The organism is Pseudomonas sp. 2024-210 (genome assembly GCF_045062345.1).
Lineage (GTDB): Bacteria > Pseudomonadota > Gammaproteobacteria > Pseudomonadales > Pseudomonadaceae > Aquipseudomonas.
This window is the reverse complement of sequence record NZ_JBJGEJ010000024.1, coordinates 44,488-56,010: the sequence shown is the minus strand read 5'-3', so window position 1 is coordinate 56,010 and position 11,523 is coordinate 44,488. Positions and strand designations below refer to the sequence as shown.

5 protein-coding genes are annotated in these 11,523 nt (G+C 58.3%); all 5 read left to right on the top strand.

Annotated features, from left to right (window positions below; translation table 11 throughout):
• Positions 1-255 precede the first annotated feature (255 nt).
• Positions 256-3,705 carry an exodeoxyribonuclease V subunit gamma gene (gene recC, locus ACI7MX_RS21875; protein WP_405591423.1) on the top strand — a complete coding sequence of 1,150 codons (3,450 nt, stop codon included), beginning with the start codon at positions 256-258 and terminating at the stop codon, positions 3,703-3,705.
• Positions 3,705-7,394 (top strand): exodeoxyribonuclease V subunit beta, encoded by a 3,690-nt coding sequence (recB, locus tag ACI7MX_RS21870; protein WP_405591426.1) that lies wholly within the window; start codon positions 3,705-3,707, stop codon positions 7,392-7,394. Before recC ends, recB begins: the two co-directional genes overlap by 1 nt.
• On the top strand, positions 7,391-9,472 hold the full coding sequence (recD, locus tag ACI7MX_RS21865; protein ID WP_405591429.1) for an exodeoxyribonuclease V subunit alpha: 2,082 nt from the start codon (positions 7,391-7,393) through the stop codon (positions 9,470-9,472). The genes recB and recD overlap by 4 nt, the downstream gene beginning before the upstream one ends.
• A 178-nt stretch (positions 9,473-9,650) precedes the next feature.
• A complete protein-coding gene (locus ACI7MX_RS21860; RefSeq protein WP_405591432.1) occupies positions 9,651-10,226 on the top strand; it encodes a YfiR family protein in 576 nt (191 codons plus the stop codon).
• Complete coding sequence (locus ACI7MX_RS21855; RefSeq protein ID WP_405591435.1) at positions 10,223-11,485, top strand: diguanylate cyclase domain-containing protein; 1,263 nt, start codon at positions 10,223-10,225, stop codon at positions 11,483-11,485. The genes ACI7MX_RS21860 and ACI7MX_RS21855 overlap by 4 nt, the downstream gene beginning before the upstream one ends.
• Positions 11,486-11,523 lie beyond the last annotated feature (38 nt).

Below are 11,523 nucleotides of genomic sequence, written 5' to 3'. Positions count from 1 at the left end.
AACGATGCATCGCCGATGGTAGTGTGGGGTTTCCCCATGTGAGAGTAGGTCATCGTCAAGATTAAATTCCAAACCCCCTGTCTGCTCACGCAGACAGGGGGTTTGTTTTTGTGCGCGAAAAAGCCCGGGCGAGCGACAAGCAACACGTTTTAAATCCTCTGCATGCCCCAAGCTGTTCGCTTGCAGCTTGCGCAACTCCCCCCCATGCAATGTTAAGGTTCGTCTTTGGATATTGCCTTCCCTAAGGATGCCTTCATGCCGGTCGCTACTTCTCTGAATCCAGGTTTCATGGTCGTTCACGGTAATCGCCTTGATGAACTGCGAGGCTTGGTCGTGAGCTGGATGCGGCGCTATCCCTTGGCACCTCTGGAGAACGAAATTGCGCTGGTACAGAGTAATGGCATCGCTCAATGGCTGAAGCTGGCTCTGGCCGAAGATGCTCAGGATGATGACTTGGGTGGCTGCGGGATTGCCGCTGCGGTGGATGTGCAACTGCCCGGCAGTTTCATGTGGCAGCTCTATCGCATCGTGTTGGGCACAGAACAAATCCCCGCCAAATCCTTGCTTGATAAAGCCCCGCTCACTTGGCGTTTGATGCGTTTATTGCCTGCGCTTATTGATCAGCCGCACTTCGAACCGTTGCAGCGGTTTCTGACCCACGACGCTGATTTGCGCAAGCGCTATCAACTGTCAGAGCGCCTCGCCGACCTCTTCGACCAATATCAGGTTTATCGCGCCGATTGGTTGGAAGATTGGGCGGCAGGCCGTCACCAGCTACGCAATGCACGAGGCGAAACCCCCGTCCTAGGTCCGGCCAATTGCTGGCAAGCGGAGCTATGGCGTGCACTTCTGCTCGATGTAGGTGAAGAGGGCATGTCGCAGAGTCGTGCCGGCGTTCATCAACGCTTTATGGACAGGATCAATAGCCTCGAACAAGCGCCGCCCGGTTTGCCGGCCCGAGTCATCGTTTTTGGCATCTCATCGCTTCCTGCTCAGGCACTCGAAGCGTTGGCAGGTCTGGCCCGCTTCAGTCAGGTGCTGCTGTGTGTGCACAACCCTTGCCGTCATCATTGGTCTGACATCGTGGCGGACAAAGATCTGCTGCGCCACCAGTACAAACGCCAAGCCCGCAAAGCCGGAATGCCAGCCGCGCTGGACGTCGATATCCTGCATCAACATGCTCACCCTTTATTGGCTGCCTGGGGCAAGCAGGGCCGTGACTACATCAACCTGTTGGACAGTTACGACGATCCGAACAGTTATCGGGCCGCCTTTCGCGATGGACGGATAGACCTATTCAGCAAAGTAGAACCACTCAACCTGTTGAATCAACTCCAAGACGATATTCTTGAGCTGCGTCCTCTCAATGAAACACGTGAGCTATGGCCTGCTGTTGATTTAGATACGGATCGTTCAATCCGTTTTCACATCGCCCACAGCGCGCAGCGTGAAGTTGAAATCCTTCACGACCAATTGCTGGCCCGCTTCAGCGAAGATCCTGGCTTACAGCCACGCGACGTGATTGTAATGGTGCCGGACGTCGACAGTTACGCCCCCCATATTCGAGCCGTGTTTGGCCAGGTTGAACGCGACGATCGCCGTTTCATCCCCTACACCCTCGCGGATCAAGGCCAGCGAGGCCGTGATCCTCTGCTGATCGCCATCGAGCACTTACTTAAATTGCCTGACAGTCGTTTCCCGGTCAGCGAAATCCTCGATCTTCTGGATGTTCCCTCACTACGAGCTCGCTTCAACGTTCAAGAGCGCGACCTTCCAACCTTGCATCGCTGGATCGAAGGCGCAGGGATTCGCTGGGGATTGAATGCGCAACAGCGCGCCGGCCTTGGCTTGCCGGCGCAACTGGAACAGAACAGTTGGCGGTTCGGCCTGCGCCGCATGCTGCTTGGCTATGCCGTGGGCAGTGGCGAAGCCTGTGATGGCATTGAACCCTACGACGAAATTGGCGGCCTGGATGCTGTCTTGATTGGCCCGCTAGTGGCTCTGCTCGATGCGCTGGAAATTGCCCATGAGGAACTCTCGCAACCGGCGCTGCCTCAGCAATGGGGCGAACGACTGCAAGCGCTGGTTCAACTTTTCTTCCTGGCGGAAACCGAACACGACGATTATCTCTTGGCCCAGCTTGAAGAGCTTCGAGAAAACTGGCTTGAAACCTGTGAGCTGGTTGGCCTGCAAGATGAGTTACCGCTCACGGTTGTTCGTGAGGCGTGGCTGGCAGGTCTCGACCAAGGCAAACTGTCCCAACGATTCCTGGCAGGTGCGGTCAACTTCTGCACGCTGATGCCGATGCGTGCCATCCCGTTCAAATTAGTGTGTTTGCTGGGGATGAATGACGGCGACTATCCGCGTGCGCAACCGCCCCTGGATTTTGACTTGATGGGCAGTGACTATCGCCCCGGCGATCGCTCGCGCCGTGAAGATGACCGTTATTTGTTGCTTGAAGCACTGCTTTCGGCCCGTGATCAGCTGTACATCAGTTGGGTCGGGCGCAGTATTCGCGACAACAGCGAGCGCCCGGCCTGCGTTCTGATCGGACAACTGCGCGATCATATCGCCGGTGGCTGGAAGCATCAGGGCGGCAGTGATCTGCTTGAAGCCATGACGCAAGAGCATCCGTTGCAACCTTTCAGCACCCGCTATTTCCATGAAGGCACCCCCAACCTTTTCAGCTACGCCCGTGAGTGGCAGCAATTGCACGAGTTTCAGGATGCCCCGGCTCAACCCGGGTCACTCACCGCACACGAACAAGAAGAACCCTTGAACCTGACTCAACTGCAGGACTTTTTGCGCAACCCGGTGCGCCACTTCTTCAGTCAGCGTTTGAAAGTGTTCTTTGAAGCCGCAGAAGTACCTCTTGCAGATGAAGAGCCTTTCGTCCTCGATGCTTTACAGCGTTACACCCTGAGCGACAGCTTGCTCGAGGCCGCCTTGGCGCAGCCCGATCAACTGGAGCAAGCCTTACACAACCGCGCCCTGCGCCTGCAAGGCAGCGGCCTGTTACCGATGGCCGGGTTTGGGGAATGCTTGCAGCACGAACTGATAGAACCTTTGCCCGACGTAATGCAACGCTATCAACAGTTGTTGACGCTTTGGCCTAAGCCTCTGAGCAGCGCCTTGCCTGTCAGCCTCGAAGAACATGGGCTGAAACTGGAAGGGTGGCTGGGCAATCTGCATCAGCGAAGTGACAACGGCTTACTCTCCGTCACCACGATTCCCAACAGCATTGGCGCGATCAAAACTCGTAAATGGCACCGTTTGACCCGGCCGTGGGTCAATCATCTGGTGGCCTGCGCCAGCGGCTTGCCCATGTCCACCGCGTTGGTCGCCAGCGATGACACCTTGTTGCTCGAGCCTATGCAGCCTCAACAAGCCCGGGACATTCTCGGCAATCTGTTGCTGGCCTGGAAGGTAGGGATGAGTCGCCCGCTGCCTATCGCAGTCAAAACAGCCTTCGCCTGGCTGGCCCAGAGTGATCCGGCCAAAGCAGAGGCCGCGGCACAAAAAGCGTACGAAGGTGATGGTCAGAACAGTAATGGCGAGCGTCGCGAAAGTGCTGCGCTCGCTCGTCAGTTTCCGGACTACGCGGCGCTGATTGCCACTCATGAATTTGAAGACTGGTGCGACGCCCTGTATCGCCCCTTGTTTGACGCCCCTTGGCGTTCACTGACCAGCGAGGCGGCCCGTTAATGAGTGCGTTAAATCCCCCCTTGGCGCTAGCCTTTCCCCTGCACGGCAGCCAACTGATCGAAGCCAGCGCCGGCACCGGCAAGACATTCACCATCTCGGCCCTCTACCTGCGTTTGATACTGGGGCACGGAGCACAGGACGCCGGGTTTGGCCGCGAACTGTTACCCCCACAAATTCTCGTTGTGACCTTCACGGATGCTGCCACCAAAGAGTTGCGTGACCGTATCCGCACCCGCCTTGCGGAAGCTGCGCGGTTCTTCCGTGACGAAATCGAAGCGCCGGACGCTTTAGTTGCACAACTGCGAGATCAGTATTCGTACGAGCAATGGGCAGGATGCGCAGGTCGGCTCGACATTGCCGCGCAATGGATGGATGAAGCCGCCGTTTCGACCATCCACAGTTGGTGTCAGCGGATGCTGCGTGAGCATGCGTTCGACAGCGGAAGCCTGTTCACACAGACACTGGAAACCGACCACAGCGACTTGCTGGGCGAAGTCGTGCGCGATTACTGGCGCCTGTTTTGCTACCCCATGCACGGTGACGCGCTGAACTGGGTACGTACAAATTTGAGTGGCCCCGACGCTTTGTTACCGCGTATACGTGCGCTGTTCGGCAGTTCGCGGGCGGGCGTAGATCCGCAGCAAAGCCCTGCGCAGATTATCGATACGTGCCTGCAGGAACGTCGTCAGGTGCTCACGCAGCTCAAAACCCCGTGGGTGCAATGGGCCCAGGAACTGCGAGATATTTGTCTGCAGGGCGTAGCCAGTAAAAGTGTCGACGGTCGCAAGATGCAAGCGCGTTACTTTGAACCCTGGTTCGAGAAACTCAGCGCATGGGCGGTAGACGACACACTGGAACAGTTGGACCTGAGCACTGGATTCACGCGTCTGACCCCCGACGGTATGGCCGAAGCCTGGAAAGGGCAACCGCCGCAGCATCCGGGTCTGGATGCCATGGCCGGCCTGAAAGCCGCATTGGACGCTTTACCCAGCCCTGACGCTGCGGTGTTGGAGCATGCTGCGCGTTGGGTGAGTGCGCGTTTTGAGGAAGAAAAGCGCCGCCGTGCCGAGATGGGCTTTGACGATATGCTGCTCAGGCTTGATACAGCGTTGCAAGCAGATGGCGGCGAGCGTCTGGCGACGTTGATTCGCGAGCAGTTTCCGGTAGCCCTGATCGATGAATTCCAAGACACCGACCCGGTGCAGTACCGCATCTTCGAAACCATTTACCGTATCGAGGACAACAGCCCTGAGACGGGTTTGTTTCTGATCGGCGACCCGAAGCAGGCGATCTATGCGTTTCGCGGTGCCGACATTTACACCTACCTGCGCGCCCGTCATGCCACTCAAGGCCGACTGCACACACTGGACACCAACTTTCGCTCCAGCCACGCGATGGTGGATGCGGTGAACCACGTGTTTGCCCGAGCTGAACAGCGCGATACAGGACGCGGTGCGTTTTTGTTCCGTGAGGGTTCTGAAAACCCTGTGCCGTTTGTCTCGGTTAAATCTCAAGGCCGAAAAGAAGTCCTGCACATGGATGGGCAACCGGTGTCCGCCATGAACCTTTGGCAATTGCCCTCCGAACAGCCCGTTTCCGGCGCGGTGTATCGCCAGCAACTGGCGGCCGTGTGCGCCAGCCAGATTGTCGAGTTGCTCAATGGCGGCCAGCAAGGTCGGTGCGGGTTTGTCCAGGAAGGGCATCCGCTACGCGGTGTATTGCCGGCTGATATCGCGATTCTGGTACGTGACGGTAAAGAAGCGCAGGCTGTGCGGCGCGAATTGTCGACCCGTGGCGTGCGAAGTGTTTACTTGTCAGACAAGGATTCGGTCTACGCCGCGCAGGAGGCACACGATGTGCTGGCCTGGCTTAAAGCCTGTGCCGAACCGGATGTCGAGCGCCCACTGCGCGCCGCACTGGCCTGTATCACGTTGGACCTGCCCTTAATTGAGCTTGAACGTCTGAATCAGGACGAACTGGCGTGGGAACGTCGTGTCATGCAGTTCCGTGGTTACCGCGAAATCTGGCGCAAACAAGGCGTATTGGCCATGTTGCGACGCCTGCTGCATGACTTTGAATTACCCCGCACCTTGATTGCCCGCCCGGACGGTGAGCGGGTGTTAACCAATGTGTTGCACCTGTCTGAACTGTTGCAGCAAGCGGCTGCCGAGCTGGATGGTGAGCAAGCGCTGATCCGCCATCTGGCCGAGCATCTGGCCTTGTCGGGTCAGGCCGCAGAAGACCAGATCCTGCGCCTTGAAAGCGATGAGCAACTGGTAAAAGTGGTCACTATTCACAAGTCGAAAGGGCTGGAATACCCGTTGGTGTTCTTGCCATTTATCTGCTCGACCAAGCCGGTGGATGGCAGCCGTTTGCCGCTCCATTACCACGACGCTGCGGGTAACGCGCAGGTCAGTTTGAAAGCCACGCCCGAACTGATCGCTCAGGCCGATGACGAGCGTCTGGCCGAAGACCTGCGTTTGCTCTATGTGGCCCTGACCCGTGCCCAGCATGCCTGCTGGCTGGGCGTTGCCGACCTTAAACGCGGCAACAACAATCGCTCGACGCTGCACCTGTCTGCGTTGGGTTATTTGCTCGGGGGGGGCGCAGTGCTGGCCGAATCCGTGGCCCTTGCAGGCTGGCTGGCGGACGCACAGCAAGATTGCCCGGCCATTGATTGCCAGGCTGTGCCATTGCCCAGCCCCGCGTACTTTGTTCCGCCGATCAACCAGGCCATGTTACGTACACCGTTAATCCCGGCTCGGCGCGCAGCCGAAAACTGGTGGATAGCGTCCTACAGCGCGTTGCGGATTGGCGACAGCCTCAGCCCTGCCGAGGCACCGGAAAGCGCATTGGCTCAAAAGCTCTCGGATGATGAGCGACTCGATCCTGATGCGCCGCGTGATGTGTTGCTCACCGGGGGCGACATTCACCGGTTCCCTCGTGGGCCCAATCCCGGCACCTTCTTGCATGGCCTGCTGGAATGGGCTGGCGGCGAAGGTTTCAAGGCTGAGGCTGCAGCCGTCAACGATGCCGTCGCGCGACGTTGCAATCGACGTGGCTGGCAAGGCTGGATTGAAACCTTGAGCGACTGGTTGCTGCATCTGCAACACGAACCCCTGCGCCTGAACAATGGTCAACCCGCTGTGGTACTGAGCGGCTTGAATCAATACCAGATCGAAATGGAATTCTGGTTTGCCAGCCACAAGGTCGACGTGCTGCAACTCGATAAGCTGGTGCGCCAACATACGCACGGCGGTGCGCCACGTGCGGCCGCTGAACCAAGCCTGCTCAATGGCATGTTCAAAGGCTTTATCGACCTCACGTTCGAGCATGCAGGGCGCTATTACGTAGCGGATTACAAATCCAACTGGCTGGGTATCGACGATGCGGCCTACACCGAACAGGCGATGACCACATCGATCCTGGATAATCGCTACGACCTGCAATACGTGTTGTACCTGTTGGCCCTGCACCGTCAACTCAAGGCGCGGCTGATTGACTACGACTACGACCAGCACATGGGCGGCGCGTTGTATTTATTCCTGCGCGGCACTCGCTCCCAAGGGCAAGGGGTGTTCTTTACGCGGCCGCCCAGACATTTGATTGAAAGCCTGGACCTGATGTTCCAGGGCAAACCTCAGCCTCAACGGGCTGAACCGGCATGGGAACAGGGAGAGTTGTTATGAGTCGTTCGTTTGCCGAACTGTTGCCCACGCCGTTGACGGCTGAAAGCCTTGCCCGATTACAACCGTTGACGCGAGCCGATGATCTGTTGCTGCTGCTGGAGCGCTGGGTAGAACGCGGGTGGCTGCGTGCGCTGGATAAAGCGTTTGTCGCTTTTCTGCATGAGCGCGACCCCGGGGGTGACCCATTGGTGTTGCTGGCGGCGGCGCTGACCAGCCACCAGCTGGGTCACGGCCATGTCTGTCTGGACCTGTTCGAAACCCTGAAAGAGCCCGACTTTGCACTGTCTCTGCCGCCTGAAGGCGATGTGCAGACAGGCGCCATGCTCCTGCCGTCGCAGCTACTCGAAGCGCTGGAGGGTGACGCGTGGTGTGCTGCCTTGCAGGCCAGCCCTTTGGTTGAGCACGCCGGACATTGCGCCGAGGCGAGCAGTCGTCCCATGGTGCTGAGTGACCGTCGTCTGTATTTACGTCGTTATTGGGCGTATGAGCGGCGAATCGACAGCGCTTTGCGCCAACGGCTGTCTGCTGCGCAGGTCACGCCTGAGGATTTGCCGACTCGCCTCAACAGTTTGTTTGGCAGCCCGGAACAGCCTGCACCGATTGACTGGCAAAAGCTGGCCTGCGCGTTAGCGACCCGCGGGGCCTTCAGCATCGTCACGGGCGGCCCCGGCACCGGCAAAACCACCACCGTAGTGCGCCTGCTGGCCCTGCTGCAGGCCCCGGCCGTCGAGGCAGGAGCGCCGTTGCGAATTCGTCTGGCTGCACCGACCGGCAAAGCGGCCGCGCGCTTGACCGAATCCATCAGCCTGCAAGTCAAATCGCTGGAAGTGGCTGACAGCGTTCGGCAAAAAATCCCAAGTGATGTCACCACGGTTCACCGCCTGCTGGGCAGCCGACCGGGTACACGGCACTTCCGCCATCACGCGGGCAATCGGCTGCCGCTGGATGTGTTGGTGGTGGATGAAGCCTCCATGATCGACCTGGAGATGATGGCCAATTTACTCGATGCATTACCCGACCATGCGCGGCTGGTGCTGTTGGGGGACAAGGACCAGTTGGCCTCGGTTGAAGCGGGCGCGGTACTGGGCGATTTGTGTCGCGATGCCGAGGCGGGCTGGTATACCCCGCAGACCCTGGCATGGCTGGAGCAGGTCAGTGGTGAAAACTTGGCGGCCAGCGATTTGCAACAAGATCTGGACGGTACTCATCCGCTCGCCCAGCAAGTGGTCATGTTGCGTCACTCGCGTCGCTTTGGAGAAGGCAGCGGTATTGGCCAGCTTTCTCGTCTGGTAAACCGTCAGCAGTCACACGAAGCGCGGGCGTTGCTGGTCGCCGGCCATCACGAGGATCTGTTTACCTTGCCCCTCAAGGGTGAGCAAGACCGGGGGTTCGAGCGTCTGGCGCTGGAAGGGCGCGGTGCGCAAGCCAAAGGCTATCGGCATTACCTTGAGGTACTGCGCGACCGGCGTCCATCGGCCGATGCAGGCCTTGAAGACCCTTGCTGGTCCGTTTGGGCGGGGCAAGTACTGGAGGCGTTCGAAGCGTTCCAGGTACTGTGCGCCGTGCGTAAAGGCCCCTGGGGTGTGGAAGGTTTGAACGAGCGCATCACGCGAACATTGTTTGCCCGTATGTTAATAGACGGTGACCAACAGTGGTACGAAGGGCGTCCCGTGCTAATGACCCGTAATGATTACGGCTTGGGGTTAATGAATGGTGATATCGGCATCGCCCTCAAACTCCCGGAGCGTGACGCAGATAAGCAGCGCCATGTGCTGCGGGTAGCCTTTGCCCGCAATGATGGGCAGGGCGGTATTCGTTTTGTGCTGCCCAGTCGACTCAATGATGTTGAAACGGTGTACGCCATGACGGTGCACAAATCCCAGGGTTCAGAGTTTTCGCACACCGCGCTGGTGCTCCCTGAAGCCCTTAACCCGGTGTTGACCAAAGAGCTCATCTATACCGGCATCACGCGGGCTAAACACTGGTTCAGCCTAATTGAACCGCGGGCAGGTGTGTTTGAGGAGGCCGTAGCACGCAAGGTCAAGCGCTTGAGCGGGCTAATGTTGGGTCTGGGTTAGCCAAAAACCGATTCAATGGCGGCGGGCGCGCAGGGAAGCGCTGCCCCCCAAAAGCGGTGTGTATACAGGCCGGGTATCTACTTTTGGATGTTCGGTAATGTGATGTCTGTCACAGTTAATACGAATCCTGTGATACATTCCCGGCATTATTCCTACAACGTTTTCCGAGATTTCCTGCATGGATGTGGCTGTTTTCTCGACACGGCAGGGTTTGAGAAGCGGCCTGCTGCGCCTGTCTCTTCACCTGCTATTGCTGAGCACCCCCTGCTTGGCTCAACCCGAAGTGACGCTAAATCAGGTTGATCAACGAGCCAAAAATGTCACCCAAGTGGTGCTTGGCATTCTCAGCTATGCGCGTTGGCCCATCGAACCGGCGTATTTGCAGCTGTGTGTGGTTGGCCCGACCGAGTACGCCGATGACCTGCTTAAAGGCGCGACACAGGCCAATGGCAGAGCGTTGCAAGTGCGTCGGGTAATGGTCACGGATCCTTCGCTTATCGAGCGCTGCAACGCGCTTTATTTAGGCAAACTCAGCCCTGAAGACCGTAGCGGTGTGTTCGAGCAACTCACGGGCCAAGCGGTTCTGAGCATCAGCGAACAGGTGGATCCGTGCAGCGTCGGCAGCTTGTTTTGCCTGCGAGTGGGCGAAGCGCAGGTGTCGTTTGAGGTTAACCTCGACGCTGTCGCCCGTAGCGGCGTGCGGATTCACCCGCGCGTGTTGCAATTGTCCCGTCGTCGGGGTGATCAGGCATGAGCCCGAAAAAAAGGTTTCCTGTACATCGCCGATTGCGTTCGGTGCTGCGCCGCGGGCATTTGAGCGTGGCGTTGGTCGCCGTCGTGCTGGCCAGTACGTCGATGACGCTGTTGGGCACGTTGGCACTCAAGGTGTACGCCGACAACAACGTGCATTTGTTGGCGCGTGCCATCAATTACACCGTCGAAGCGGCAGTGGTGTTCGATGACAAGGCCGCTGCGTTAGAAGCACTGGCCTTGATTGCCTCCTCAGCGGCTGTCGCCGACGCTCAAGTGTACAAGGCCAATGGTCAATTACTGGCGCAGTGGCATCGCCCGGAAAACGGGTTGTTGTCCAAGGCAGAGATGTGGCTGGCAGATCACTTGTTGAGTCAGCCGGTAACGGTGCCGATTGAGCGTCAGGGTCAGCAGATCGGTGAAGTGAGGATCCGTGCCCACGGCGGTAACCTGTTGAGGTTTTTGATCAGCGGACTGTTCGGTATGTTGCTGTGCACGGCGCTCTGTGTATGGAGTGCATTGCACCTTTCACGGCGCATGCACGGCGGTATAACCGGGCCATTACAACAACTGGCTGAAGTGGCACATGCGGTACGTATCGAGCGCGTATTCGACCAGCGCGTACCGGTGGCGCAGATTGCCGAGTTGAACAGCCTGGGCAATGACTTTAACGCGTTGCTCGATGAGCTGGAGTCGTGGCAAAGCCATCTGCAAAATCAAAACCAGGCACTGGTGCACCAGGCCAATCATGACTCACTGACCGAGTTGCCCAACCGTGCCTACTTTGAATCACAGTTGGCGCGCACGCTGCGTTCGCTGAACACAACCCATGAAAAAGCCGCGGTGCTGTTTCTCGACAGTGACCGTTTTAAAGACATCAATGACACCTATGGCCATGCAGCGGGTGATGTGGTGTTGGTGACGGTGGCCGCCCGCATCCGCGGCTTGCTCCGTGAGAACGATGTGGTTGCGCGACTGGGGGGCGATGAATTTGCGATTTTACTGCAGCCGCTGCACAAGATCGAAGACGCCCAGCGTATTGCGGACAAAATCATCGCCAGCATGCTTGAGCCTGTTTCTTTGCCGGGCCACTGCAGTGTTGTCACCTCTTTCAGTATCGGTATTGCGGTTTACCCCGAGCATGGCACCCACCCGGATTCGCTGCTGTGTGCAGCCGATTCGGCGATGTACCACGCCAAACGCCTCGCCCGTGGCGGGCAACATGTTGCGAAGCCGGAGTGCGCCGTAACCTCGAATACCTAATCAGCTGTTCCCCCCAACAAGACCCGCGCCGGGCGAAC

What these genes read in the sequence shown, in the direction of transcription:
- recC (WP_405591423.1), top strand. Translation starts at nt 256, where the DNA reads ATGCCGGTCGCTACTTCTCTGAATCCAGGTTTCATGGTCGTTCACGGT.
- recB (WP_405591426.1), top strand. Translation starts at nt 3,705, where the DNA reads ATGAGTGCGTTAAATCCCCCCTTGGCGCTAGCCTTTCCCCTGCACGGC.
- recD (WP_405591429.1), top strand. Translation starts at nt 7,391, where the DNA reads ATGAGTCGTTCGTTTGCCGAACTGTTGCCCACGCCGTTGACGGCTGAA.
- ACI7MX_RS21860 (WP_405591432.1), top strand. Translation starts at nt 9,651, where the DNA reads ATGGATGTGGCTGTTTTCTCGACACGGCAGGGTTTGAGAAGCGGCCTG.
- ACI7MX_RS21855 (WP_405591435.1), top strand. Translation starts at nt 10,223, where the DNA reads ATGAGCCCGAAAAAAAGGTTTCCTGTACATCGCCGATTGCGTTCGGTG.